This is a genomic window from Pseudonocardia kujensis (assembly GCF_021283305.1).
GTDB classification, from domain to species: Bacteria; Actinomycetota; Actinomycetes; order Mycobacteriales; family Pseudonocardiaceae; genus Pseudonocardia; species Pseudonocardia kujensis.
Genome location: NZ_JAJSOK010000051.1, coordinates 1 through 24,901 on the forward strand (window position 1 = coordinate 1; position 24,901 = coordinate 24,901).

At 73.9% G+C, this 24,901-nt stretch carries 23 protein-coding genes; 9 read left to right on the forward strand and 14 right to left on the reverse strand.

Annotated elements, in window-relative coordinates:
• A partial coding sequence (locus LWC35_RS27670; protein ID WP_232873202.1) for an LCP family protein occupies nucleotides 1-1,945 on the forward strand: 1,945 nt, incomplete at its 5' end.
• Nucleotides 1,946-1,967: 22 nt separating this feature from the next.
• Entirely contained in the window at nucleotides 1,968-2,684 is a 717-nt protein-coding gene (locus LWC35_RS27675) for a TIGR03089 family protein (protein WP_232873203.1), read from the forward strand.
• Between the two features lie 262 nt (nucleotides 2,685-2,946).
• Here the strand turns inward: LWC35_RS27675 and ilvA are convergent, their stop codons facing one another.
• Entirely contained in the window at nucleotides 2,947-4,206 is a 1,260-nt protein-coding gene (gene ilvA / locus LWC35_RS27680; RefSeq protein WP_232873204.1) for a threonine ammonia-lyase IlvA, read from the reverse strand.
• Nucleotides 4,207-4,440: 234 nt separating this feature from the next.
• Nucleotides 4,441-5,598, reverse strand: a complete 1,158-nt coding sequence (locus LWC35_RS27685) for an acyl-CoA dehydrogenase (protein WP_232873205.1) — start codon at nucleotides 5,596-5,598, stop codon at nucleotides 4,441-4,443.
• Between the two features lie 86 nt (nucleotides 5,599-5,684).
• On the opposite strand from LWC35_RS27685, the gene LWC35_RS27690 reads away from it, so the two are divergent.
• Nucleotides 5,685-6,362, forward strand: coding sequence for a TetR family transcriptional regulator (locus LWC35_RS27690; protein WP_232873206.1), 678 nt, complete (start codon nucleotides 5,685-5,687; stop codon nucleotides 6,360-6,362).
• A gap of 442 nt (nucleotides 6,363-6,804) precedes the next feature.
• On the opposite strand, the gene purE is transcribed toward LWC35_RS27690, so the two are convergent.
• Both purE and LWC35_RS27700 read right to left on the reverse strand, forming a co-directional pair.
• Nucleotides 6,805-7,311, reverse strand: a complete 507-nt coding sequence (gene purE, locus LWC35_RS27695) for a 5-(carboxyamino)imidazole ribonucleotide mutase (protein WP_308194687.1) — start codon at nucleotides 7,309-7,311, stop codon at nucleotides 6,805-6,807.
• Nucleotides 7,308-8,573 carry a 5-(carboxyamino)imidazole ribonucleotide synthase gene (locus LWC35_RS27700; RefSeq protein WP_308194688.1) on the reverse strand — a complete coding sequence of 422 codons (1,266 nt, stop codon included), beginning with the start codon at nucleotides 8,571-8,573 and terminating at the stop codon, nucleotides 7,308-7,310. Before LWC35_RS27700 ends, purE begins: the two co-directional genes overlap by 4 nt.
• 82 nt (nucleotides 8,574-8,655) lie before the next feature.
• Between LWC35_RS27700 and LWC35_RS27705 the strand changes: the two genes are divergently transcribed.
• Nucleotides 8,656-9,189, forward strand: a complete 534-nt coding sequence (locus tag LWC35_RS27705; protein WP_232873207.1) for a GtrA family protein — start codon at nucleotides 8,656-8,658, stop codon at nucleotides 9,187-9,189.
• Between the two features lie 7 nt (nucleotides 9,190-9,196).
• Here the strand turns inward: LWC35_RS27705 and LWC35_RS27710 are convergent, their stop codons facing one another.
• From LWC35_RS27710 to LWC35_RS27720, 3 genes are all read right to left on the reverse strand, one after another.
• Nucleotides 9,197-10,138, reverse strand: a complete 942-nt coding sequence (locus LWC35_RS27710; RefSeq protein ID WP_232873208.1) for an alpha/beta fold hydrolase — start codon at nucleotides 10,136-10,138, stop codon at nucleotides 9,197-9,199.
• 261 nt (nucleotides 10,139-10,399) lie between these two features.
• The gene (locus LWC35_RS27715) at nucleotides 10,400-11,671 is read right to left on the reverse strand and encodes an ATP-binding protein (protein WP_232873209.1); all 1,272 of its coding nucleotides are present in this window, start codon (nucleotides 11,669-11,671) and stop codon (nucleotides 10,400-10,402) included.
• Nucleotides 11,672-11,677: 6 nt separating this feature from the next.
• A complete protein-coding gene (locus LWC35_RS27720; protein WP_232873210.1) occupies nucleotides 11,678-12,334 on the reverse strand; it encodes a response regulator transcription factor in 657 nt (218 codons plus the stop codon).
• A gap of 54 nt (nucleotides 12,335-12,388) precedes the next feature.
• Here LWC35_RS27720 and hisN point away from each other — a divergent pair, with 54 nt between their 5' ends.
• Both hisN and LWC35_RS27730 read left to right on the forward strand, forming a co-directional pair.
• The gene (hisN, locus tag LWC35_RS27725; protein ID WP_232873211.1) at nucleotides 12,389-13,225 is read left to right on the forward strand and encodes a histidinol-phosphatase; all 837 of its coding nucleotides are present in this window, start codon (nucleotides 12,389-12,391) and stop codon (nucleotides 13,223-13,225) included.
• A 9-nt stretch (nucleotides 13,226-13,234) separates the two neighbouring features.
• Nucleotides 13,235-13,720: a MaoC family dehydratase gene (locus LWC35_RS27730; RefSeq protein WP_232873212.1), complete on the forward strand. Its 486-nt coding sequence runs from the start codon at nucleotides 13,235-13,237 to the stop codon at nucleotides 13,718-13,720.
• 204 nt (nucleotides 13,721-13,924) lie between these two features.
• Here the strand turns inward: LWC35_RS27730 and LWC35_RS27735 are convergent, their stop codons facing one another.
• The 3 genes from LWC35_RS27735 to LWC35_RS27745 are packed head-to-tail and all read right to left on the reverse strand — an operon-like array spanning nucleotide 13,925 to nucleotide 16,208.
• Nucleotides 13,925-14,866, reverse strand: coding sequence for a hydroxymethylglutaryl-CoA lyase (locus LWC35_RS27735; protein ID WP_232873213.1), 942 nt, complete (start codon nucleotides 14,864-14,866; stop codon nucleotides 13,925-13,927).
• Complete coding sequence (locus LWC35_RS27740) at nucleotides 14,859-15,344, reverse strand: PH domain-containing protein (RefSeq protein ID WP_232873214.1); 486 nt, start codon at nucleotides 15,342-15,344, stop codon at nucleotides 14,859-14,861. The genes LWC35_RS27735 and LWC35_RS27740 overlap by 8 nt, the downstream gene beginning before the upstream one ends.
• 21 nt (nucleotides 15,345-15,365) lie before the next feature.
• Nucleotides 15,366-16,208 (reverse strand): biotin--[acetyl-CoA-carboxylase] ligase, encoded by an 843-nt coding sequence (locus LWC35_RS27745; RefSeq protein ID WP_232873215.1) that lies wholly within the window; start codon nucleotides 16,206-16,208, stop codon nucleotides 15,366-15,368.
• Between the two features lie 212 nt (nucleotides 16,209-16,420).
• Between LWC35_RS27745 and LWC35_RS27750 the strand changes: the two genes are divergently transcribed.
• The gene (locus LWC35_RS27750) at nucleotides 16,421-18,073 is read left to right on the forward strand and encodes an acyl-CoA carboxylase subunit beta (protein ID WP_232873216.1); all 1,653 of its coding nucleotides are present in this window, start codon (nucleotides 16,421-16,423) and stop codon (nucleotides 18,071-18,073) included.
• The gene (locus LWC35_RS27755; protein WP_372463116.1) at nucleotides 18,070-18,330 is read left to right on the forward strand and encodes an acyl-CoA carboxylase subunit epsilon; all 261 of its coding nucleotides are present in this window, start codon (nucleotides 18,070-18,072) and stop codon (nucleotides 18,328-18,330) included. Before LWC35_RS27750 ends, LWC35_RS27755 begins: the two co-directional genes overlap by 4 nt.
• A 113-nt stretch (nucleotides 18,331-18,443) precedes the next feature.
• On the opposite strand, the gene LWC35_RS27760 is transcribed toward LWC35_RS27755, so the two are convergent.
• From LWC35_RS27760 to LWC35_RS27775, 4 genes are read right to left on the reverse strand one after another with little or no spacing between them, the layout of a single operon-like run.
• Nucleotides 18,444-19,010 (reverse strand): GTP-binding protein, encoded by a 567-nt coding sequence (locus LWC35_RS27760; protein WP_232873217.1) that lies wholly within the window; start codon nucleotides 19,008-19,010, stop codon nucleotides 18,444-18,446.
• Complete coding sequence (locus LWC35_RS27765; protein WP_232873218.1) at nucleotides 18,994-19,377, reverse strand: DUF742 domain-containing protein; 384 nt, start codon at nucleotides 19,375-19,377, stop codon at nucleotides 18,994-18,996. Before LWC35_RS27765 ends, LWC35_RS27760 begins: the two co-directional genes overlap by 17 nt.
• 1 nt (nucleotide 19,378) lies before the next feature.
• Nucleotides 19,379-19,780, reverse strand: a complete 402-nt coding sequence (locus LWC35_RS27770) for a roadblock/LC7 domain-containing protein (protein ID WP_037046421.1) — start codon at nucleotides 19,778-19,780, stop codon at nucleotides 19,379-19,381.
• The gene (locus LWC35_RS27775; protein WP_232873219.1) at nucleotides 19,777-22,233 is read right to left on the reverse strand and encodes a sensor histidine kinase; all 2,457 of its coding nucleotides are present in this window, start codon (nucleotides 22,231-22,233) and stop codon (nucleotides 19,777-19,779) included. Before LWC35_RS27775 ends, LWC35_RS27770 begins: the two co-directional genes overlap by 4 nt.
• Nucleotides 22,234-23,060: 827 nt before the next feature.
• Between LWC35_RS27775 and LWC35_RS27780 the strand changes: the two genes are divergently transcribed.
• A complete protein-coding gene (locus LWC35_RS27780) occupies nucleotides 23,061-24,812 on the forward strand; it encodes an enoyl-CoA hydratase-related protein (RefSeq protein ID WP_232873220.1) in 1,752 nt (583 codons plus the stop codon).
• Nucleotides 24,813-24,901 lie beyond the last annotated feature (89 nt).

The window sequence follows — 24,901 nt, forward strand, 5'->3', positions numbered from 1 at the left end:
ACGCAGGACCTCCGGCGACCCGTCGGCCCGGGGCTCCTCGGGCCGTGACCGCGGGTCCGGCGACCGATCGGCCCCCGGCTCGGGCGCTCGGTCGGCCTCCGGCGGTCGACCGGCCTCCGGCTCCGACCCGTCGGCCTCCTCCCGCGACCGGTCCGGCACCGCCGGCGGGGACACGACCGGCCGCAACCGCTCCGGTGGCTCGCCCCGCGCCGTCGAGCCCCCCGGGCGCGTGCGCCGGACCCCGACCGGCACCGCCCGCTCCGGCTCCCCCACCTCGGCCCGTCGCGCCGCACCCGACCGCGAGGCGCCCCGCACGCCCGCCCGCCGGACCGTCGTCGAGCCGCCTCCGCGCCGGGCCGCCCGGGACGCCGCGCGGGGCACGGGAACGAGCACCGCACCCGCCCGGCCGCCCACCCGCACGCGTCCGCGCACCCCGCCGCCCGCGCCGCCCGCGCCGGCCCGCCCGGCCACGGCCCCGCCGCGGCGTCCGGCCGGCAGTCTCGTCCGCCGGGCCCGGATCACGCTGTGTGTCCTGTCCGTGCTGGTCGTGGCGGTCACCGGCACGGCGTGGGGGCTCTACCACGACCTCACCGCGGGCCTCACGACGACCAACGTCATCACCGGCGGCTCCTCCGGCGGCGACCAGAACATCCTGCTCGTCGGAGTGGACAGCCGTACGGACGCGCAGGGAAACCCCCTGCCCGACGACGTCCTGCGCACCCTGCGCAGCGGCGCCGAGTCCGGGGTCCTCAACTCCGACACGATCATCGTGCTGCACCTCCCCGCCGACGGCGGCAGCGCGACGGCCTTCTCGATCCCGCGGGACAGCTACGTCGACATCCCCGGCTACCGCAAGGACAAGATCAACGCGGCCTACCCGGCCACCAAGGCGCTCAAGGCCGAGGAGCTGGTCAAGTCCGGTGTCTCGCAGAAGGACGCCGACCAGCAGTCGTCGGCGACCGGCCGCACCACGTTGATCGAGACGGTCCAGGACCTCACCGGCCTCACCATCGACCACTACGCCGAGATCAACCTGCTCGGCTTCTACAACCTGACCCAGGCCATCGGCGGCGTCGACGTCTGCCTCAAGGCCCCCGTGGACGACGACTTCTCCGGCGCCCGCTTCGCCGCCGGCCGGCAGACCATCTCCGGGGCGGACGCGCTGGCCTTCGTCCGCCAGCGCCACGGCCTGCCCGAGGGCGACCTCTCCCGCATCCGGCGCCAGCAGGTGTTCCTCGCCGCCGTCGCCGACAAGATCCTCTCCAGCGGCACGCTCACCAACGGCAGCACGCTGTCCGCGCTCATGGACGTGGCCAGGAAGTCGCTGGTCATCGACTCCGGCTGGGACCTGCTCGGCTTCGCCCGGCAGGCCTCCGACATCGCGGCGGGCAACATCGACTTCATGACCGTCCCGACACGGGGCGGCGCGACGAACGAGCGCGGCGACGTCGTGCTGGTCGATCCCGCGCAGGTCCGGCAGTTCGTCGAGCAGCGGACCGCCGAGAAGGAGGAGACGCCGAAGGACGAGGCGCCCGAGACGACGGCCGACGCCCCGGCCGGGGCGCCCACCGTGGACCCGGCGACGGTCACCGTCGACGTCGGCAACGGCTCCGGCGGCACGGGCCTCGCGGCGCAGGTCGCCGACCGGCTGGGCGGGGCGGGCTACCAGCGCGGCACCGTCGAGAACTCGGCGAGCCGCTCGACCTCCGTCGTCCGCTACGCGCAGTCCGACGGCGAGGAGGCCGCCAAGGCCGTGGCCGCCCAGCTCGGCGGGATCGGCGTCGAGCAGGCCGACGGGGTGCGGTCCGGGCACGTCCAGGTGCTGCTCGGGACGGACTTCGCGAACACCACCGCGGCGTCCGCGAGCACGGGCGCCGGCTCCTCGTCCCCCGCCCCCGCTCCGACCTCCGAGGTCAACGCGGGCGGCGTACCGTGCATCGACTGACCACCCCGTGTGAAGGACGTCCGTGTCGCTGACCGCCACCCTGCTCGACCCGATCCTCGCCGCGGCCCCGGCCCGGCCGCTGATCACCTTCTACGACGACGCCACCGGCGAGCGGATCGAGCTCTCCGCGATCACCACGGCGAACTGGGTCGCCAAGGCGGCCAACCTGCTGCGCGACGAGTGCGACGTCGAGCCCGGCGGGACGGTCGCGGTGCTGCTGCCCGCGCACTGGCAGACGGCGTCGGTGCTGCTCGCGGCGTGGTCGTGCGGGGCCGAGGTGGTCGGCGAGCCGGCCGAGGCCGACCTCGTGCTGTGCGACGCCGGGCGGCTCGACCTCGCGCTCGCCGCGCACCCGTCCGGCGGGGTGGTCGCCCTGTCCCTCGACGCGTTCGGCCGCGGGATCGACGGCCTGCCCGCCGGGGTGATCGACTTCGCGACCGAGGTGCGGCTGCACGGCGACGAGTTCGTGCCCTGGGAGCCGGTGCCCGCCGACGCCGCGGCGCTCGACGGCATGCCCGCCTCGGAGGTGGCCACCCGCGCAGCGGCGCGGGCCGCGGAGCTGGGGCTCTCGGCGTCGGACCGGGTGCTGTCGACGCGGGACTGGACCGCGCGCGAGGACCTGGTCGACGGCCTGCTCGCGGTCCTCGCCGGCGGTGCCTCCCTCGTCCAGGTCGCCCACGCCGACGCGGGCCGCCTGGAGCGCAAGTACGACACGGAGAAGTGCACCACCCGCCTGTGAAGGTGCGGGCTGTGAAGGTGCGGGCTGTGAAGGTGCGGGCTCGGCGCCGCGTCACCTCGTGATCGCTGGTCGGGACGCATTATGGTTCCATAACGCTTGCTTCCACCCGTCCTGAGCGCATTATGGTTCCATAACGCGCGAAATCACCCCTTCTGAGCGCATTATGGTTCCATAACGCTTGCTTCCACCCGTCCTGAGCGCATTATGGTTCCATAACGCGCGAAATCACCCCTTCTAGGCGCGTTATGGTTCCACAACGCGCCTAGAGGATGAAGCGGAACAAGGGCGAGTCGGGCGGGATCCGCTCGATCTGCGGGGGTGCCGCTTCCATGCGCTCCAGCAGCGGCTCCAGGTCCGCCGGGTCGCCCAGCTCGATCCCGACGAGTGCGGGGCCGGTCTCCCGGTTGCTGCGCTTGACGTACTCGAACAGCGTGATGTCGTCGTCGGGCCCGAGGACGTCGTCGAGGAAGCGGCGCAGCGCGCCCGGTTCCTGGGGGAACTCCACCAGGAAGTAGTGCTTGCGTCCCTCCCACACCAGCGCGCGCTCGACGATGTCGGCGTAGCGGCTGACGTCGTTGTTGCCGCCGGAGAGCAGGCACACCGTGGCGGAGCCGCGCGGGATGTCCAGCTGCCCCAGCGCCGCCGGGGCGAGCGCGCCCGCGGGCTCGGCGATGATCCCGTCCGTCTGGTACAGCGCGAGCATCTCGACGCAGATCCGGCCCTCGTCGACGGCGTCGACGGCGATCGCCGCGTCGCGCACGATCGGGAAGGTGGTGTCGCCGACCCGGCGCACCGCGGCGCCGTCGACGAACGGCTCGACCTCCGCCAGCGTCGTCGGCTCGCCCTTCGCCAGGGCCGCCGCCATGCTCGCGGCGCCGGCCGGTTCGACGCCGATCACCCGCACCTCGGGGTGCCGTTCGCGCAGGTAGGTGAGGGTACCGGCGAGCAGCCCGCCGCCGCCGACCGGCACGATGACCTGGTCCGGGGGGTCCGCGAGCTGGCTCAGCACCTCACGCGCGACCGTGCCCTGCCCGGCGACCGTGCGCGGGTCGTCGAAGGCGGGCACGAGGGTGGCCCCGGTCTGCGCGGCGTCGGCGGCCGCGGCCGCGGCGGCGTCGTCGTAGGTGTTGCCGACGACCACGACCTCCACGACCTTCCCGCCCAGCCGCGCGACCCGGTCCCGCTTCTGCCGGGGCGTGGTGCGGGGCAGGTAGACCCGAGCGGTGACGTGCAGCCGCGCGCACGCGAACGCGACGCCCTGCGCGTGGTTGCCGGCGGACGCGCACACCACGCCGCGCTCGCGTTCCTCGGGCGACAGCTGCGCGATGAGGTTGTAGGCGCCGCGGATCTTGTACGAGCGGACCGGCTGCAGGTCCTCGCGCTTGAGCCACACCTCGCCGCCGACGGCGTCGGACAGCCGCGCCGAGAGCTGCAGGGGGCTCGGCCCGATCACCGCACGCAAGCGCCCTGCCGCCGCGTCGACGTCGGCGGCGGTCACACTCTGGGCGGGGGCGCTGGTCATCACCCCACCGTAGCCAGCCCACCTGCGGGGCTGGCGCCGAGCCCGCACCGATCCGCGCCGCCGATCACCGTCCGGATCCGGCGTGGGCCGCCGCTGGCCGGAAGCACCCAGGGCGCCGGGCCTTGAGCGCTAGGGAACCATAATGCGCTCAGAGCTCAGGATTATCCGCGTTATGGAACCATAATGCGCTCAGGACGCCTGGTCTCGCGCATTATGGTTCCACAACGCGCCCGGTCAGCGGAGCAGGGAGCGCGCCATCACCATGCGCTGCACCTGGTTGGTGCCCTCGTAGATCTGTGTGATCTTGGCGTCGCGCATCATCCGCTCCACCGGGAAGTCCTTGGTGAAGCCGGCGCCGCCGAAGAGCTGCACGGCGTCGGTCGTGACCTGCATCGCGGTGTCCGAGGCGAGGCACTTCGCCGCCGAGGAGATGAAGCCGAGATTCTTCTCGCCGCGCTCGGCGCGGGAGGTGGCCACGTAGACGAGCTGGCGCGCGGCCTCAACCTTCATCGCCATGTCAGCGAGCATGAACTGCACGCCCTGGAAGTCGGCGATCGCCTTGCCGAACTGCTTGCGCTCCTTGACGTACGCGATCGCCTGGTCGAGCGCGCCCTGCGCGATGCCGACGGCCTGCGCGCCGATCGTCGGGCGGGTGTGGTCGAGCGTGGCGAGGGCGGTCTTGAAGCCCGTCCCCTCGGCGCCGATCATCCGGTCGCCGGGGATCCGGCAGTCCTGGAAGTAGATCTCGCGGGTGGGCGAGCCGGCGATGCCGAGCTTGCGCTCCTTCGGCCCGACCTCGAAGCCCGGGTCGTCCTTGTGCACGACGAACGCGGAGATGCCGTTGGCCTTCTTCTCCGGGTCGGTCACGGCCATGACCGTGTACCAGGTCGACTCGCCGGCGTTGGTGATCCAGCACTTGGTGCCGTTGAGGACCCAGTCGTCGCCGTCGCGGCGGGCGCGGGTCTTCATCGAGGCCGCGTCCGACCCCGCCTCGCGCTCCGAGAGCGCGTAGCTGATCATGGCCTCGCCGGCGGCGATCGACGGCAGGACCTGCTTCTTCAGCTCGTCCGACGCCGAGAGCAGGATCGGGACCGAGCCCAGGCCGTTGACGGCCGGGATGAGCGACGACGAGGCGCAGACCCGCGCGACCTCCTCGATCACGATGCAGGCGGCCAGCTCGTCCGCCCCCTGCCCGCCGTACTCCTCGGGGATGTGGACGGCCTGGAAACCGGCCTTGACCAGCGCGTCCTTGGCCTCGTGGGGGAAGCGGGCCGACTCGTCCACCTCCGCGGCGTGCGGCGCGATCTCCTTCTCGGCGAGCGCACGCACGGCGTCGCGGAGCGCCTCGTGCTCCTCGCTCAGCCGGTAGGCGTCGAAGTCGGCGTTCAGCATCTCTTCTCCCACGTCGGTGTGTCCGGGTCCGCCCACTGTAACGGCACTCCGTGCCACTGGACAACGCTCCTGCTACCCTCCGTGCCATGTCCAACGTCACTCCGCGGCGCGGCCGTTCGGCCGCGGGACGCGCGGAGGTGCGTCGCGACCTGGTCACCGCGGCGGTGGACCTGTTCACCGCGCAGGGCTACGACGAGACGACGGTCGACGACATCGCCGCCGCCGCGGGCGTCGGGCGCCGGACCTTCTTCCGGTACTTCAAGGGCAAGGAGGACGCGGTCTCCCCCGACCACGAGCTCGGCCTCGCCCGGGTCGCCGAGGTCTTCGCGACGGCGCACCCCACGGAGCCGCTGCTGTCAGTGGTGCTGCGGGCCGGGGAGACGGTGTTCGACCTCTACCTGTCCGATCCCGGGACGGCCCGCAAGCGGTTCGCGCTGGTCCACGAGGTGCCCGCGCTGCGCGACCGGGAGGCCGCGATGGTGCACCGCTACCGGCGGCTGTTCACCAGGGAGCTCGCCGCCCGGCTCGCCGGCGTCGAGGACGGGGACCTGCGGGCGGCCGTGACGGGCGCGGCGGTCGTCGCCGCACACAACCAGGCACTGCGCCGCTGGCTGGCGGACGGCGGGACGGGCGAGGGCACCGAAGCCTGCCGGGCCCACTTCCGCAAGGTCGCGGACATGCTGCCGTTGGAGCAGGCACCGGACCTGGAGCAGGTGGCGCGCCGGCTGGAGCGCGCTGCGCGGTCGCTGGAGCGCCGGGCCTGAGACCTCGCCCCTGGCCCACGTCACGGCTCGATACTGCGCTGACGACCCGCTCCTGGACGCACTATGGCTCCACACTGCGCCGACAGCCCGCCCCTGCACGCACTATGGCTCCACACTGCGCCGAGAAGACGCGTTCGGGCTCCGTACTGCGCTCGATCACCCGGACGGGCCCGGACATGGGTGATCCCCGGGCCGCAACCCCGTCGAGCGGGGAGCGCATGCCGAGCTGGACTGGGCTCGGGCCCGGGGACCACCGGTGACTGCCTGGGATTTGCCGGCACCTACCGGCTTCCACTGGCCGTCAGGAAGACGTCCTGTTGGTGCCTAGCGGGCAGCCACCTCACGTGTCCTGTCGCTAATCAACGTCGGACCACCTCCCTTCTCGTGTACCGCCACCCTACGACCGCAAGGCGGCCGCGCGCCACGAATTAGGGGAGTGTGATCAGGGACCCTGGCCGGAGGCCTTCTCGCGCAGCGCCGCGTCCTTCTGCAGGACCATCTCCTCGAGCGAGGCCTGGAAGCCCTCCATCCGCTCGCGCAGCCCGGCATCGGCCGCGGCGAGGATCCGCACGGCGAGCAGGCCCGCGTTGCGCGCGTTGCCCACGGCGACGGTCGCCACCGGCACCCCGGCCGGCATCTGCACGATCGACAGCAGCGAGTCCAGGCCGTCGAGCACCTTGAGCGGCACGGGCACGCCGATCACCGGCAGCGGGGTGGCGGCGGCGACCATGCCGGGCAGGTGGGCGGCACCGCCCGCCCCGGCGATGATCACCTGGATCCCGCGGGCCGCGGCGTCCCGGGCGTAGTCGAGCATCCGCTGCGGGGTCCGGTGCGCGGAGTACACGCCGACCTCGTACTCCACGTCGAACTCGGCGAGCGCGGTCCCGGCGGCCTCCATCACCGGCCAGTCCGAGTCGCTGCCCATGATCACGCCGACGCGGGCGCTCACCGCCGCGCTCCCGTCTCGGTGGGGACCTCGGCGGGCGTGCCCTCGTGCACGGACCAGCCGTCGTCCCACGTCGCGGTGGACAGCCAGTGGGCCGCGAGGACGGCCTTGCGCCGCGTCTCCGCGAGGTCGGTGCCCAGCACGTTGACGTGCCCGACCTTGCGCAGCGGCCGTTCGCCCTTGCCGTAGAGGTGGACCTTGACGTCGGGGAACCGCGCGAAGAGGTGGTGGATGCGCTCGTCGACGCTCATCTCCGGCGTGGTGTCCGCCCCCAGCACGTTGGCCATGACGACGACCGGCGCGGTCATCGTGGTCGTGCCCAGCGGGTAGTCGAGCACCGCGCGCAGGTGCTGCTCGAACTGTGAGGTCCGGGCGCCCTCGATCGTCCAGTGCCCGGAGTTGTGCGGCCGCATCGCCAGCTCGTTGATCACGAGCCCGGAGTCGGTCTCGAAGAGCTCGACGGCGAGCAGCCCGGTCACGTCGAGCTCCTGCGCGATCCGCAGGGCGAGCGACTGGGCCTCCAGCGCGCGCTCCTCGGCGAGGTCCGGCGCGGGCGCGAGCACCTCGACGCATTGGCCGGCCTCCTGCACCGTCTCGACGACGGGCCACGCCGCGGCCTGCCCGAACGGCGACCGCGCGACCTGGGCGGCCAGCTCGCGGCGCATCGCGACGGCCTCCTCGGCCAGCAGCGGTGTGCCGGCGGCCAGCAGCTCGCGGACCAGGTCTCCGTGCGCAGCCCCGGCGGAGCGCGCATCGGGGGAGTCGGCCTCGCGCAGGAACCAGACGCCGCGGCCGTCGTACCCGCCGCGGGCGGCCTTGAGGACGACCGGCCAGCCGTGCTCGGCGGCGAACGCGTCGACCTGCTCGGGGGCGGTGATCTCGGCGAAGGCCGGCACCGGCAGCCCCATCGCCGACAGCCGGCGGCGCATCACGAGCTTGTCCTGCGCGTGCTGCAGGGCGTCGGGGTGCGGGCGCACCGGCACGCCCTTCGCGACGAGCGCCCGCAGGTGCTCCTGCGGCACGCCCTCGTGGTCGAAGGTCACCGCGTCGCAGCCCACCGCGAGCGCCTCGAGGGCGCCGAGGTCGTCCGCCCCGCCGGGCACGACGTCCGGCGCGACCAGGGGCGCGGGCTCGTCGGGCTTGACGGCCAGGACCCGTAGCGACTGACCCAGCCCGATCGCGGCCTGGTGCGTCATCCGGGCCAGCTGGCCCCCGCCGACCATCCCGACGACGGGGAAGTCCCGGCGCGGTGCAGAGGTGCTCACGGTCGGAGGAGCCTACCCACCGACACGCGGCGCACCCGGGCCGGACGCCGGTGCGCTGCGGCGTTCTGGCACGATCGATCGAGTGTCCCTGGTCGAGACGACGCTGGCGCGCATCCCCGAGCCCTACCGCGGCATCGCCATCAAGCACCGGGAACTGCTGAAGTTCGCGGTCGTCGGCGGAGCGACGTGGGTGATCGACACCGTGGTCTTCCTGGTGCTGAAGACCACCGTGCTGGACACCAAGCCGCTCACCGCCAAGGTCCTCGCGGTCCTCGTCGCCACGATCGTGTCCTACGTCATGAACCGCGAGTGGTCCTTCCGGACGCGCGGCGGGCGCGAGCGCCACCACGAGGCGCTGCTGTTCTTCCTCGTGAGCGGCATCGGCGTCGCGGTCTACACCGCTCCCCTCGCCGCCTCGCGCTACCTGTTCCACCTGCAGGTGCCGGAGGTGTCGCTGCTCGGCCAGGAGGTCGCGGACTTCGTCGCCGGGCAGATCCTCGGCACGCTCGTCGGCATGGCGTTCCGCTGGTGGGCCTTCCGCCGGTTCGTGTTCCCCGACGAGAACGTGCGCCGCCAGGTCACCGTCCCCGAGCACGTCGACGAGCTGGGTCAGTAACCCCGGCTCACCAGTCGATCGCGCGCAGGAAGCCCAGCAGCGCGGCGTTCACCTCCGCCGGGCGCTCCTGCTGCACCCAGTGCCCGGCGCCCTCGACCAGGACCTGACCGCGCAGGTCGTCGAGGTGCTCCGCCTGCCGGTCCGGCGGCGTCATCCACAGCACCGGGTCCGCATCGCCCGCGACGAAGAAGCTCGGGGCCGCGACGCGCGCCCCCGCGAGCTCGGGCGTGCGCTCCCAGTTGCGGTCGAAGTTGCGGTACCAGTTGATCCCCCCGGTGAACCCGGTGCGCGCGAACTCCTCGACGTAGTGGTCGAGCTCGGTCCGGTCGAGCCAGCCCGGCAGCGACTCCGGCTGCGGCAGCCGCTCGACGACGCCGCGGCCGTCGTCCGGGCCGATCAGGCTCGTCCCGTCCCCGGCGACCAGCCCGCTGAGCATGCCGCGCATCGTGCGCGCCGGGTCCTTCGCCATCTCCGCGTCGGCCACGCCCGGCTGCTGGAAGTGCAGGATGTAGAAGAACTTCCCGGCCAGCTTCTCCCGCCAGATCTCGGTCGGCGGCCGCTGCGCGCGCGGCACGAACGGCACGCTCATCCCGCACACGCCCGCGACCCGCTCCGGGTGCAGCAGCGCGAGGTTCCACACGACCATCGCGCCCCAGTCGTGCCCCACGAACACGGCGCGCTCCTCGCCGAGGTCGTCGAGCAGCGCGACGAGGTCGCCGGTGAGCTCGTGGATGTCGTAGTCCTCGACCCGCTCGGGTCGCGACGAGCCCCCGTACCCGCGCTGGTCCGGTGCCACCGCGCGGTACCCCTCGGCCGCCAGCGCCGGGAGCTGGTGCCGCCAGGAGTACGCCAGCTCCGGGAAGCCGTGTGCCAGGATCACCGGCCGGCCCGAGCCCTCCTCGGTGACCCGCAGCCGCACCCCGTCGCCCACCTCGACCATCCGCTCCATGCCCGCACCGTAACCGAGCGGGCGTTCAGGGGCCGCACACCGAGCGCGGTCGGGGCCCGATGACGTGCCGCGCCTCTCGCGAGGGGCCCGCGCTCCTCACGCGGCGCGGCTCCGGCAGACCCGTCCCCGTCGTCGGCACCTCCGCCGTGCTCGCGGGACACGGTCAGGACCCGGGCCGCACACCCTCCGGTCGCGCGCCGCACCCGGCCGACGACCTGTGGCCGGGCCGAGCGGGTGTGCGGAGTCCGCCCGGATCGTCTCTCAACGCGGAGTGGCGGCGGGGCGGGGCGGGCCGACGACGTCGTCCGCGCGAGCGGCGGGGAGGAAGATCGTGAAGGTCGGCGGGCGGGGGCGCGACAGCTCCAGCCGCCCGCCGTCGGCCTCGACCAGCGCACGGGCCAGCGCGAGCCCCAGCCCGGTCGACGACTGCACCGAGACCCCGCGGTCGAACACGTGCGGCACCAGCTCCTCCGGGATCCCGGCCCCGGTGTCGCTCACCTCCACGACCAGCGCGTTCGTGCCCTCGCGCGCCGAGATCGTCACGGTGCCGGCGCCGTGGTGCAGCGCGTTGTCGACCAGGGCGCCCACGGCCTCGCGGATCCGCGCGGGCGTGACCCGGGCGAGCAGCCCGTCCGGCACCCGCAGCTTGAGCCGCCGCCCGGCGGACTCGAGCGCGGGCCGCCACTCGTCGGCCACCTCGGTGAGCCCCGAGCGCAGATCCATCGGCTCGGCCCCGGCGGCGCGCGCGGCGCGGGCGGCCTCCAGCAGCTCGTCGAGCACCTCGGAGAGCTTCTCGGTCTGTTCGAGGGCGGCGAGCGCTTCCCGGCGGGCGCTGGGGTCGGGGTGGGTGGAGAGCTCGTCGAGGCGCAGGGTGAGCGCGGTGATCCGGCTGCGCAGCTGGTGCGAGACGTCGCCGACCAGGGCGCGCTCGCGTTGCACGAGGTCGGCGAGGGCGCCGGCGGAGGTGTCGAGAACGTCGGACACCCGGTCCAGCTCGGGGATGCCGTGACGGTGCGGGGCGCGGCGGAAGTCGCCGGCGCCGAGCCGCGCGGCCCGGTCGGCGACGTCGAGCAGGGGGCCGGCCAGCCGGCGGGCCGTGACCGTGGCGACCACCGCGCCCGTGCCCACGGACAGCACCACCAGCAGGATCACGATCACGGTGACCTGCACCTGCTGGGTGCGCATCACCGAGATCGGCTCGGAGAGCGTGATCGTGCCGCCCTGCCCGAAGGGCAGCGACTCGGACAGGATGTCGGGGCTCGCGAGCGCGCCGACCCGCTGCACCGGCGTGCCCGGGACGTCGACCACGAGCTCGCCGCCGTACGGCACCGCGAGCGCGATCGCGGCCGAGTCGATCGGGGTGTCCGGCGGCTTGTCGTCGAGCCGGTCGTCGATCTGCTCGAGCCGCTGGATGAGCTCGGCGCGGGTGAAGTCGTCGACCAGCCGCCAGGTGGTGAACGCCAGCGGACCGCCCAGGACCAGGGCCGTCACCGCGACGACGAACAGGGTCGAGAGGAGGATCCGCCGGCGCACGCGGGGTCAGCCGTGGTTGAAGCGGAACCCGACGCCGCGCACCGTCGCGATGCGCCGTTCGCCGCCGATCTTGCGGCGCAGCCAGGACATGTGCATGTCCAGCGTCTTGGAGGTCTTCATGTCCGGGTCGTTCCACACCTCGCGCAGGATCTCGTCACGGGTGACGACCTGCCCGGCCCGCAGCAGGAGCACGCGCAGCAGCTCGAACTCCTTGTTCGCCAGGCCGACCTCCTCGCCGTCGACGAGGACCCGGCGGCCCGAGAGCTCCATCCGGACGCCGCCCACCTCGACGGTCTCCGGGGTCAACCGGCGCAGCAGCGCACGGACGCGGGCGAGCAGCTCGGCGAGGCGGAAGGGCTTGCCGACGTAGTCGTCCGCGCCCGCGTCGAGGCCCACGACGAAGTCGACCTCGTCCGTCCGCGCGGTGAGCATCAGCACCGGCAGGTCGGGGAAGTCCGGGCGCAGCCGGCGGCAGACCTCGAGCCCGTCCATCCCGGGCAGCCCGAGGTCGAGGACCAGCAGGTCGACGTGCCCCTGCCGGACGGTCTCCAGCGCGGTGGTGCCGTCGGGGGCGACGTCCACCTCGTAGCCCTCACGCTGCAGGGCGCGGGAGAGCGGCTCCGCGATCGCGGCGTCGTCCTCCGCCAACAGGACGGTGGTCACGTCCGCAGAGCTTAGGCCCGTCCGTGTGTGGCACGCGTGGCATGCTCCCCGCCCGTGACCTCCCCCGGGACCGATTCGGACACGCGGGCCGATCTCGCCCTCGCGCTCCAGCTCGCCGACATCGCCGACGCGATCACCCTGCCGCGCTTCCGCGCCGCCGACCTCCGGGTCACGCGCAAGCCGGACCGCACGCCGGTGACCGACGCCGACACCGCCGCCGAGGACGCCCTGCGCGCCGCCCTGGCCGGGCAGCGGCCGGGCGACGCCGTGCTCGGCGAGGAGCGCGGCGGCTCGCTCGACGCGCTGCCGCCGAGCGGGCGCGGCTGGGTGCTCGACCCGATCGACGGCACCAAGAACTTCTCCCGCGGGATGCCCGTCTGGGCGTCGCTCATCGCGTTGACCGAGCACGGGCGGCCGACGGTGGGCGTGGTCAGCGCGCCCGCGCTGGGCCGGCGCTGGTGGGGTGCCGCCGGTCACGGCGCGTGGACCAGCGACCGCCCGGGCGGCGAGGCGCGCCGGATCTCCGTGACGGGCGTGGCCGAGCTGGGCGACTGCTACGTCTCGACCACCGACCTCAACACCTTCCGCGAGCACGGCCTGCTCGACGCCTGGCTCGCGCTCACCGACGCCTGCTGGGAGACCCGGGCCTTCGGCGACTTCTGGCAGCACTGCCTCGTCGCCGAGGGCGTGCTCGACCTGGCGGTGGAGCCCGAGGCCAACGCCTGGGACCTCGCCGCGGTCCAGCCGATCCTCGAGGAGGCCGGCGGCCGGCTCACCGACCTGGCCGGGCGGCCGGGCTTCGCCGGCGGCAACGGCATCGCCTCCAACGGCCTGCTGCACGACGACGCCGTGCGCCTCCTCGGCGCGGGCCCGGGTCCCGCCGAGGGTTAACGTGCGTTCATGCCGGATGCTCCCGAGATCGCCTTCGAGGACCTCACACCGGGCCGGGCCTTCGACCTCGGTTCCGTGACCGTCGACCACGACGAGATGGTCGAGTTCGCCCGCCGCTTCGACCCGCAGCCGTTCCACCTCGACGAGGCGGCCGGCAAGGAGTCGATCTTCGGGCAGCTCGCGGCCTCGGGCTGGTTCACCGCGGGCCTCTGGATGCGGCGCTACGTCGACGAGCTGCTGCTCCGCTCCATCGCGCTCGGCTCGCCGGGTGGCGACGAGATCGCCTGGCCCGCACCGGTCTTCGCGGGCGACGAGCTGTTCGCCTCGCTCGAGATCCTCGAGGCGCGGCGCTCGTCGTCGAAGCCGTGGATGGGCCTGGTCACCCTGCGGGCCTGGATGCGCCGGGGCGCCGCCGACAGCGAGGACGTGGTCTACCGCGGGCGCTTCACCGGGATGTTCGGCTCCCGCGAGCACCCCCGCCCCTGGTCACCGTAGTCACCCGTCCGTCACCGCCCCAGGGCCGCGACGTCCACGGTCAGCTCGACCGGCGCGTCGAGCGTGCCCGTGGAGCGCAGCTCCCCGGTGACCGCGGGCTTGCGCCACGTGGCCGTCGCCCGGGGCGCCGGGCATGAACACCGTGAGCGTCGGGGCCTGCGGGCGCCGACGGTCTGCCGCGCTCGCCGGGAGCCGTCCCCGGACTCAGGCGCCGGACAGCGCCTTGACCACTCGTGACGGCGAGGGGCGGCCGAGCTTGCCCGCCATCCACACGCTCGTCTCCACCAGGGCGTCGAGGTTCGCGCCGTGCCCGATGCCCAGCCCGTCGAGCATCCAGACGAGGTCCTCGGTGGCGAGGTTGCCGGTCGCCGACTTCGCGTACGGGCAGCCGCCGAGGCCGCCCGCGGAGGAGTCCACGGTGGTCACGCCGCGGCGCAGGGCGGCGAGCGTGTTGGCGAGCGCCTGGCCGTAGGTGTCGTGGAAGTGCACGGCGATGGTGTCGACGGGCACGGAGCCGGCCACGCAGGCGTCGATCACGGCCTCGGCGTGCCCGGGGGTGCCGGTGCCGATGGTGTCGCCCAGCGAGAGCTGCCAGCACCCCATCTCCACCAGCCGCCGCCCGACCGCCGCCACCTGGGCCGGCTCGACCGCGCCCTCCCAGGGGTCGCCGAACGCCATGGAGACGTAGGCGCGCACCCGCATCCCGTGGTCGAGGGCCCGCTTCACGGTCGGCTCGAACATGTCGAACTGCGAGTCGAGGGTCCGGTTGAGGTTCTTGGCCGCGAAGGTCTCGGTGGCGCTGGCGAACACTGCGACGTGGTTCACGCCGGCCTCGATCGCGCGGTCCAGCCCGCGGTCGTTGGGCACCAGGACGGGGTAGTCGACGCCCGGGCGACGCTCGAGCCGCTCGAGCAGCTCGGCGGCGTCGGCCAGCTGCGGGACCCACTTCGGGTGCACGAAGCTGGTGGCCTCGAGCGTGGTGAGGCCGGCGTCGGCGAGCCGGGTGAGGAACTCGGCCTTCACCTCGACCGGCACGGCCCCCTTCTCGTTCTGCAGCCCGTCCCGGGCACCGACCTCGTAGATCGTCACGTGCGCCGGCAGGCCCTCGGTCGGCACGGTCATCGGGAGCGCGCGGGGCTCAGGCATCGTCGGCGACCTCCTGGTAGAGCAGCGAATGAACCTTCTCGACGGCGGGGACGTCCGTGAACTCCAGCGGCTCATCGGAGGCCGACTCGATGACGAGCGTCCCGCACCCCAGCATGCGCTCCGCGACGGTGTGCCGGAACTGCACGGTGTTGATCCGCGACATCGGGATGTCCATGCCGCTGCGGGAGAGGACGCCCTCGCGGACGAGCACCCGGCGCGTGGTGACGACGAAGTGCGTGGTCCGCCAGCGCACGAAGGGCAGCACGGTGAACCGGCCCACCAGCACCACCGCGACGACCGCGAGCGCGACCCGGGCGACGGGCGCCCAGGCCTGCGCGCCCACCAGCGCCGCGAGGAACGACGCCGCCCCGACCACCACGAGGAACACCAGCACGGGGAGCACCAGCATCTTCCAGTGCGGCCGGGTGTGGAGGACCACCCGCTCGCCCTCGACCAGCAGCTCGTCCGGATAGGCCACGCACCCACCGTATCCGGGTGATCACGCGTCGGGACGGTCCGCCGGTCGCAGGTGCACGATGTCGCCCGCCGCGATCGCCCGGCGGTGCCCGTCGGGCTCGAGGACGAGCAGGTGGCCCTGCGGGTCCACGTCCTCGGCCATCCCGACCAGCGCCGTGCCGCCGGGCATCTCGACCCGCACCTCGGACCCGAGGGACAGGCAGCCGGCGCGGTAGTCGGCGCGCAGGCCGGACTCGTCGGCGTCGCCGGCGGCGGCGCGCCACGCGGCCTCCCGCTCGGCGAGGTTCCGCAGCAGGGTGACGAGCAGCTCCGAGCGGTCCACCCGGGCACCCTCGGCGGCCAGCGAGGTCGCCGTCTCCGGCAGCGTCCCGGCCGGGGCGTCGACGTTGACCCCCATGCCGAGAACGACGCCCGGCCCGCCGCCGGACACCGGCGTCATCTCGGCGAGGATCCCGGCGCCCTTGCGCCGGTCGTGGCCGAGGAGCAGGTCGTTGGGCCACTTGAGGCCGGACGCGACGTCGGGGGCGACGGTCCTGATCGCGTCGAGCAGCGCGACGCCGGCGAGCATCGGCAGCCAGCCCAGCCGCTCGGCGGGGATGCCCTCGGGCCGCCAGAGCACGCTCACGGCGATCCCCGACCCGCGGGGTGCCTCCCAGGTGCGGTCGAGGCGGCCACGGCCCTTGGTCTGGTGCTCGGTGACCAGCACCGAGCCGTCGGGGGCGCCGGCGAGGGCCTCGGCCATCAGGTCGGCGTTGGTCGACCCGGTCTCCTCGACGACGTCGAGCCGGGCCCAGCGCCCGGCGGGGCCGAGGAGGGCGTGTCGCAGCGCGTGCTCGTCGAAGGGCTGCGGCGCGGGGGTGCTCACCGCCGGAACCTATCTCCGCTCCGGCCGGCCTCCCCGGTCCGCGGTGCGGTGAAGGCGCCCGGCGGTGCGGGAGGCGCGGCCGGTGCGCCGAGCGGCGCGCCGAGCGAACGACGGATGGCCCCGGCCCGCACGCGGATGACCGGCGGGAACGTGACGCAGACCGCTCCGCCGGGCGGCCCGGGCGCGTGACCGCCGGGTTAGGCTCCGCAGCCATGAGCGCTGCAACGGAGCCGATGGGGGACCCGTCGAACGCCTCCGCGTCGATCGAGACAGGCGTCGAGCCGGACGTGCACACGACGGCCGGCAAGCTGGCCGACCTGTACAAGCGGTACACCGAGGCCCTGCCCTCGGAGGCGGCGGCGGAGCGCCAGCACGCCAAGGGCCGGCAGACGGCCCGGGAGCGGATCGACCAGCTGCTCGACCCGGGCTCGTTCGTCGAGCTCGACGCCCTGGTGCGCCACCGTTCGACCAACTTCGGGATGCAGGAGAAGCGCCCCTTCGGCGACGGCGTCGTCACCGGCACCGGCACGATCGACGGCCGGCCGGTCGCCGTGTTCAGCCAGGACGCCACGGTGTTCGGCGGCTCGCTCGGCGAGGTCTACGGCGAGAAGATCGTCAAGGTCATGGACGTGGCCGCCAAGATCGGCTGCCCGGTCATCGGGATCAACGACGGCGGCGGCGCCCGCATCCAGGAGGGCGTGGTCGCCCTCGGCCTCTACGGCGAGATCTTCGTCCGCAACGTCCGCGCCTCCGGGGTGGTCCCGCAGATCTCGCTGATCATGGGCCCCTCGGCGGGCGGCGCGGTGTACTCCCCCGCGCTCACCGACTTCACGGTGATGGTCGACCAGACCAGCCACATGTTCATCACCGGCCCGGACGTCATCAAGACGGTCACCGGCGAGGACGTCGACATGGAGGAGCTCGGCGGCGGCCGGGCGCACAACTCCAAGTCCGGGGTGGCGCACTATCTCGGCTCGGACGAGCAGGACGCGATCGACTACGTCAAGGAGCTGCTCTCCTTCCTGCCGTCGAACAACCTGTCCGAGCCGCCGGCCTACCCGGCCCCGGAGCCGACCGCGGGCTCGATCGAGGACGGCATCACCGACACCGACCGGGAGCTCGACACGATCGTCCCCGACTCGGCGAACACGCCCTACGACATCCGCGAGGTCATCAACCGCGTGGTCGACGAGGGCGAGTTCCTCGAGGTCCAGGAGCTGTGGGCACCGAACATCGTGGTCGGCTTCGCCCGCGTCGAGGGCCGCTCGGTCGGGATCGTGGCCAACCAGCCCACCCAGTTCGCCGGCTGCCTCGACATCGACGCCTCCGAGAAGGCGGCCCGCTTCGTGCGGACCTGCGACGCCTTCAACATCCCGATCCTCACCTTCGTCGACGTCCCGGGCTTCCTGCCGGGCACCGACCAGGAGTGGAACGGCATCATCCGCCGCGGCGCGAAGCTGATCTACGCCTACGCCGAGGCCACCGTCCCCAAGGTCACGGTGATCGTCCGCAAGGCCTACGGCGGCGCGTACGACGTCATGGGCTCCAAGCACCTCGGCGCCGACGTGAACATCGCCTGGCCGACGGCCCAGATCGCGGTCACCGGCGCCTCCGGCGCGGTGAACATCCTGTACCGCAAGGAGCTGAAGGGCCTGGAGGGCGACGAGCTCGCCGCCAAGCGCGCCGAGCTGCAGCAGGAGTACGAGGACACCCTCGCCAACCCCTACATCGCCGCCGACCGCGGGTACATCGACGCGGTGGTCCCGCCGTCGCACACCCGCGGGTACGTGGGCCGCTCCCTGCGGATGCTCGCGACCAAGCGGGAGCAGGGCCCGGCCCGCAAGCACGGCAACATCCCGCTGTGAGCGGCGGCGCGGAGGACGGCGTGGACGGCGTGGACGAGAAGACCCCGGAGGAGCGTCGCGCGCTCTTCCGGGTCGTCAAGGGCGACCCGACGCCCGAGGAGCTGGCGGCGCTGACCGTGGTCCTCGCGGCGGCGGCGAGCGGCGGCGGGGCCGCGCCGCCGAAGCCGCGCGACCTGTGGTCGAACCCGGCGGACCGGGTGCGCCGCCCGCTCGAGGTCGGTCCGGGCGCCTGGCGCGCCTCGGTGCTGCCCCGCTGACCCGCCCCACCGGACCCGAGAACGACGACGGGCCCCCACCCGAGGAGGGTGGGAGCCCGGTCGCCGAGGAGCGGGGTCCGTGACCGAAGACGCGCGCCGGAGACCCCGGCGCGTCAGCCCGCGACGGCCGTGCGCGACAGCGCGTGCTCGACCAGCGCCACCAGCGACCGGAGACTCGAGTCGGCCTCGCGGGCGTCCATCCACAGCACCGGTGTCTCCGGTGCGAGCGCGAGCGCGTCGCGCACGTCGGCCTCGCTGTGCGCGTCCGACCCCGGGAACCGGTTGACCCCGATGACGTACGGGATCCGCCGGTCCTCGAAGTAGTCGATGGCCGGGAAGCACTCGTCGACCCGCCGCAGGTCGACCAGGACGACGGCGCCGACCGAACCGCGCGCCAGCTCGTCCCACATGAACCAGAAGCGGGACTGCCCGGGCGTGCCGAACAGGTAGAGGATCAGCGACTCGTCGACCGTGATCCGGCCGAAGTCCATCGCCACCGTCGTGGTGGTCTTGTCCGGCACCGCGACGGTGTCGTCGACGCCGACCGACGCGGCGGTCATCGTCTGCTCGGTGAGCAGCGGCGGGATCTCCGACAACGACCGCACGAAGGTCGTCTTGCCCACCCCGAAGCCACCGGCCACGAGGATCTTCAGCGGGTAGAGCTCACCCCGATCGCGCACGAAGCCCCTCCAACAGTCTCTCCAGGATCTCGGGGCCGGGGACGCCGTCGCCCCCGACCTGCGGCAGGTGCACCGCCACGTAGCCGGCGTCGGCGAGGTCGCCGACCAGCACCCGCGCCACACCCACCGGCACCTGCAGGGCGGCGCCGATCTCGACCAGCGAGACCGGGGCCGCGGCGAGCCCGAGGATCGTCCGGTACTCCAGCTGCAGGTCGGCCGCGTGCCGGCCCGTGTGCGTGACCGTCACGAGCGCCTCGACGGGCAGCTCCTTGCCGGCCGAGCGGGTCCGCCCGCCGGTGACCGCGTAGACCGGGACGACCCGGCCGCCCCGTCTCGGGGCGGGGTCGTCCGCTGTGCCGTCCCGCACCTCAGCGGCCCGCCGGCGTGCGTGGCGCCGGGGTCAGCGCGTGGCCGACCCGCGACGCCAGCAGGGTCATCTCGTACCCGATCATGCCGATGTCGCAGGCGCGCTCCGCGTGCACCGCGAGCGTCGCGCCGCGGCTGACCGCGGTGACGAAGAGGTAGCCGCCCTCCATCTCGAGGATGGTCTGGCTGACCGCGCCGGAGCCCAGCAGCTGGGCGGTCCCGTTGGCCAGGCTCACGAGGCCGGAGGCCGCGGCCGACAGCTGGTCGCCCAGGGCCTCGCCGACCCCGGGCGAGGAGGCGAGGCGCAGCCCGTCGCCGGAGACGACGACGGCGTTGACGACGCCCGGGACGTCCCGGGTGAACTCCACGAGCAGCCAGTCCAGCCGGCCGGTCGACGTGCTCACGGGTTGGTCCTCCTGTCGGTGACGTGATGGTCGTGCGACCCGTCGGGGGCCTGGTCGGCGACGGCCTGAGCGGCCTGCCGGCTGGCCTGGTAACGGGACAGTGCGTGGGCGGCGTCGGCGCTGGGCGTGGCCGGGGCGGCCGGGGCCGCCGGTGCGGCCGGCTCGGCCGAGCCGCCGCGCAGCTCGGGGGCGAGCGACGCCTGTGGAACCCGGCGCCGCAGGCCGCTGGACCCGGTGGCCGGGGGCCGCGAGCTCTCGGCCGGGGCCGGTCGCGGGGTCGGGATCGGGACCCTGGTGGCGTCCGGGGCCTCCGCATCGCCGGTCCGGCCGACGGGGCCGTCGGCTCGGGCCGTGCCGTCGGTGCGGGCCGGCCGGTCGGTGGCGTGACGGTCGGGGCCGGAGCCGTCGGCGTGCCCGTTGCCGGTGTGCCCGTCGATGCCGTTCACCCCCGTGCTGCCGATGGTCGCCGGACCGCCGGGGAACGCGGCGCCGTCGCCCCCGAGGAGGGCGTGGCCGTTGCGACCGCTGCCGTTGTGACCGTTGCCGTTGTGACCGTTGCCGTTGTGACCGTTGCCGCTGAGGCCGTTCGTGCCGAGGCCATTCCCGCCGAGGCCGTTGCCGGTGTGGGCGCTGCCGGCGTGGGCGCTGCCGGCGTGGGCGCTGCCGTTGGGCCCGTTCCCGTGGCGACCGCTGCCGTTCGGGCCGCCGCCGGGCACGCCGAGGCCGTTCGGGCCGTCGTGCCCGTTCGTGGCGTGGCCGTTGCCGTTCCGGCCGGCGTCGTCGCCGGGAGACCCGGGGACGCGGTCCGCGGGCGCCGGGTCCCACCAGCCCGACCAGTTCCCGCCCTGGGCGGCCGGGATCGGGGTGGGCCGGCTGACCGGCAGCGCCGCCGGGGTGGCCGGCGAGGAGACCGACGGCGTCGGGGCGCCACGGCGGGCGGCCGGGGCCGGCCGGGCCGGGGTCGACCGCGTCGCGGGAGCCGCCGGTGACGGCGAAGGCGAGGACGGCGGTGTCCAGGCCGGGGCGGTCGCGGCCGCGAGACCGGGGAGCGGACTGCGTTCGACGGTCGCGGTCGCCTGGGCACGCTGGGCGTGCTCCGCCGGCGGCTGCTCGTGGACGGCGGTCGCGCGCCGGGTCTGCTCCGGCCCGCTGCCGATGCCCGCGTGCGGGCCGGCCTGCGGGTCGGACACGAACAGCGCCGCGGGGAGGATGACGACCGCGGTCAGCCCGGAACCGGGCGTGGTGGACAGCGAGACCTCGATGCCGTGGCGCGCCGCGAGCCGGGCGACCACGTGGAAGCCCAGGCGCTGCGACACCGACAGGTCGACGTCGCGCGGCCGGATGAGCATCTCGTTGGCCGCGGCCAGCTCGTCGGCGGGCATGCCGACGCCCCAGTCCTCGATCGTGAGGACCTGGCCGCCGATCTCGGCGCGCTGCGGGCGGCTGCGGATCGTGACGGCGGTGTCCGGCGGGGAGAACCGCACGGCGTTCTCGGTGAGCTCGGCCAGCAGGTGGGTCAGGTCGGCGACGCTGTGGCCCGCGACCGCGATCCGGTCGTCGACGGAGAACTCGACCCGCTCGAGGTCCTCGGTCTCGGCGATGGCGGCGCGCACGACGTCGCGCATCGACACCGGGGCCGACCACACGCGGGGCGGCTGCTCGCCGGAGAGGACGAGCAGGCTCTCGGCGTTGCGCCGGACGCGGGTGGCGAGGTGGTCGAGCTTGAACAGCTCGGAGAGCGCGTCGGGGTCCTGCTCCTTCTCCTCGAGCTGGTTGATGATGTCCAGCTGCCGGTAGAGCATCGACTGGTTGCGCCGGGCCAGGTTGACGAGCATGTCCGAGGTGAACTGCCGGCGGCCGATCTCGGCGTCGGCGCGCACGAGCTCGCGGCCGAGCTCCTCCTTCTCGTGCTGCTCGTCCTCCGTGATCCGCCAGAAGATCACCATGCCGACGCACGCGAAGAGCACCGCGCCGGCGTGGATGCCGGCCCACAGCCACGGGTCACGCTGCGCCGCGGGGTGGTTGAAGATCAGCGTCGGCCAGAAGAGCGTCCCGATGCCGTGCGACACCCCGGTGAGCAGGATGTTCCAGAGGAACGGCACCCAGTCCTGGTACAGCGCGATGAAGCCGATGATGATGAAGAAGTGGAAGTGCGACTCGATCGTGCCGTGCGTCACGGCCACGAGCGTGATCGAGCACCACACCAGCCCGGCGCTGATGCACGAGGCCGCGACCCGCTTCGCGTTCACGAAGTGCCCGACCAGCAGGAGCACGACGACGGGGGCGATGCCGGCCCCGAGCACCAGGCCCAGCGGGTTGTCCAGCAGCCACCCGAACAGGAACAGCACGGGGACGTGCGCTGCCAGGATCCACTGCAGCAGTCGGTGGCGCCTGCGGAACGACGCCTCGTCGAGCGTGTTGCCGCGTGGCAGCCAGTCCAGCAGCCTCGTCATTCGTCGGCCACCCACCCTCTCGGTCGCATTCGTCCGGCTCGGCGCGCGCGCCACCGGCGGGCCGCTCACTCTCGGCCCCGGCTCCGCCCGGTCGGTCGTCCGATCGGGTCGGGGCCCGACGAACTACGCACGCGTCGACGGCGGAAGGTACACGGAGCGTGTCTCGGGCATGACTCGATCGGGTGGAAAGCCATGATCGACGGCGTCGAGAATGCCGATCGGCGCGGAATCCGGGCCTTTCGCCCCTCCCCGGGGTGCACGAGACGGGTCCGTTCGGCACAGTGCCGTGCCCGGCTCGGGCCCGTTGCGACCGCCGGGCTCAGACTGTCGACCACTCGCCGCGAAAGAGGTTCATTCGGCGAGAGATCACCCGGGACGGTCGCTGGACCCGGTCCCTGTGAGCCCGCGGAGGCGGTCGATAGACCCTTCGGACGCGTGCGGGGCCGGAGCACCGCGACGGCCACCCGGCGTGGTCACCTGACGCCGGAGCGCGGCGAATTCACCCCTTGGGACCAGCGCACGAGGCACCGGAAGTGACCGTTCGGCGACGCGCTGCGTCCACTTCGGCGTGTCGACGTGCGAAAGCCCGAGCCCGCCGCACCCATGACCACCTGCGACGACGTTCTCGCCCCGGGATCGGGTACCTCCGGCCGGACTTGATCTTCTCGGCCGTTCGGCGTAGTCGATCACGGTCTCGATCGAGGTAACGTGCCTTGCGGTCCACGTGTGGCACCGGGGGGCAACCGGCGCGCGATCGTGGAGACCGCGGCGCAGAGCGGCGCCCGGTCGGCAGTGCTCCCCCACTGGTCGATCACCCGGAGAAGTACGTGAGAATCCTGCTGCTCTGTTCGTCCTACAACGGGCTGACCCAGCGAGTCTGGACCGAGCTCCGCGAGGACGGGCACCACCTCGACGTCCGCCTGGCCCACGACGAGGCCGCGATCCGCAAGGCCGTCGAGACCACGCGCCCCGAGCTGGTGCTCTGCCCGTTCCTGAAGGAGCGGGTGCCCGAGGACGTGTGGCGGGAGCATCGCGTCGTGGTGATCCACCCGGGCCCGCTGGGCGACCGTGGCCCGTCGTCGATCGACTGGGCGATCACGGACGCGGAGCCCGTGTGGGGGGTCACCGCGCTGCAGGCCGTCGAGGAGATGGACGCCGGGCCCATCTGGGGCACGCGGACCTTCCCGATGCCGGCGGAGCCGCCCCGCAAGTCCGCCGTCTACAACGGACCCGTCGCCGACGCCGCCGTGGAGCTGGCGCGCGAAGTCCTGGCCAAGGCGCAGGACCCGACGTTCACGCCGCCCCCCGTCGAGTCGTTCGGCGACGCCGTGATCGGGCGCCTGCGGCCGACCATGAAGCAGACCGACCGGGCCTTCTCCTGGGAGGACCCGACCGACCACGTGCTGCGCCGCGTGCGGGCCGGCGACGGGGCCCCGGGCGTGCGTTCGGAGATCGCCGGCGTCGCGCTCTCGGTGTTCGACGCCCACCGCGGCTCGGCCACCCCGGGCGCGCCCGGCTCGATCGCGTTGCGCCGGCACGGCGCGCTCCTCGTGCGGACCGGCGACGGGGCGGTGTGGATCGGGCACGCCCGCCCCCCGGGCGGGGTGAAGCTGTCCGCCGCCACGGTGCTGGGCGCGGCGCTCGAGGGCGCGCTGGACGAGGTCCCGGAGTCGCTGGAGCGGCCGACCGGTCCGTCGGACGGCTACCGCGAGATCAGCTACCGGCGCGTGGGCCCCGACGGCTGTGTCGGCATCGTGCGCGCCGACCTGTACAACGGCGCCATGTCCGCGGCCCAGGGCCACCGGGTCGCCGCCGCGCTGCGGCACGCGGCCGCGCAGGACACGAAGGTCCTCGTCTTCGAGGGCGGCGAGATCTTCTCCAACGGCATCCATCTGAACGTCGCCGAGGGCCGGCCCGACGGGACGGTGGAGAGCTGGCGGAACATCAACGCGATCAACGACGTGTGCCGCGAGCTGCTCACCTGCACCTCGCAGCTCGTGGTGACCGCGGTCGGCGGACCGGCGGGCGCGGGGGGCGTGATGATGGCCCTCGGCGCCGACACGGTGCTGCTGCGCCGCGGCGCGGTGCTCAACCCGCACTACCGGAACATGGGCCTGACCGGCTCGGAGTACTGGACCTACGCGCTGCCGCGGCGGGTCGGCCTGGCCGACGCCGTGCGGTTCACCCGCGACTGCCTGCCGGTCGGAGCGGCCGAGGCACTGCGCACCGGCCTGGTCGACGAGGTGCTCGAGGGCGACCGTGCGGCCTTCGACGCGCAGGTCGTCGAGCACGCCGTCCGGCTCGCCACCGGCGACGGGTACGCCGCGGCCCTGGCCGCCAAGCAGGCGGCCCGCGAGGCCGACGAGCTCCGCCGGCCCCTGGAGACCTACCGGGTCCAGGAGCTGGCCGAGATGAGCCGGGACATGTTCGACGACCGGTTCGGCTACGCCCGGCTGCGGCACGAGTTCGTGAAGAAGATCAAGGACACCTCCTTCGACGACCCGACGATCGCCCGGTCCGTCCGCGAGGGGGCGCCCGTGGCGGAGGCGGAGCCGGTCGTGGCGGAGATCGCCGGCTGATCGCGAGCGGCTCCACCCCCGGGTGGAGCCGCGGCTCCACCCGGGTTCGACCCGCGGGCCGACGACCTGCGCCGGCTTCCCGAGCAGGC

Bases quoted from the DNA above. Each gene is read 5' to 3' on its own strand.
- LWC35_RS27685 (WP_232873205.1), bottom strand. From the start codon at position 5,598: ATGCTGAACGCCGACTTCGACGCCTACCGGCTGAGCGAGGAGCACGAG.
- LWC35_RS27775 (WP_232873219.1), bottom strand. From the start codon at position 22,233: ATGACGAGGCTGCTGGACTGGCTGCCACGCGGCAACACGCTCGACGAG.
- LWC35_RS27710 (WP_232873208.1), bottom strand. From the start codon at position 10,138: ATGGAGCGGATGGTCGAGGTGGGCGACGGGGTGCGGCTGCGGGTCACC.
- LWC35_RS27690 (WP_232873206.1), top strand. From the start codon at position 5,685: ATGTCCAACGTCACTCCGCGGCGCGGCCGTTCGGCCGCGGGACGCGCG.
- LWC35_RS27730 (WP_232873212.1), top strand. From the start codon at position 13,235: ATGCCGGATGCTCCCGAGATCGCCTTCGAGGACCTCACACCGGGCCGG.
- LWC35_RS27735 (WP_232873213.1), bottom strand. From the start codon at position 14,866: ATGCCTGAGCCCCGCGCGCTCCCGATGACCGTGCCGACCGAGGGCCTG.
- LWC35_RS27750 (WP_232873216.1), top strand. From the start codon at position 16,421: ATGAGCGCTGCAACGGAGCCGATGGGGGACCCGTCGAACGCCTCCGCG.
- ilvA (WP_232873204.1), bottom strand. From the start codon at position 4,206: ATGACCAGCGCCCCCGCCCAGAGTGTGACCGCCGCCGACGTCGACGCG.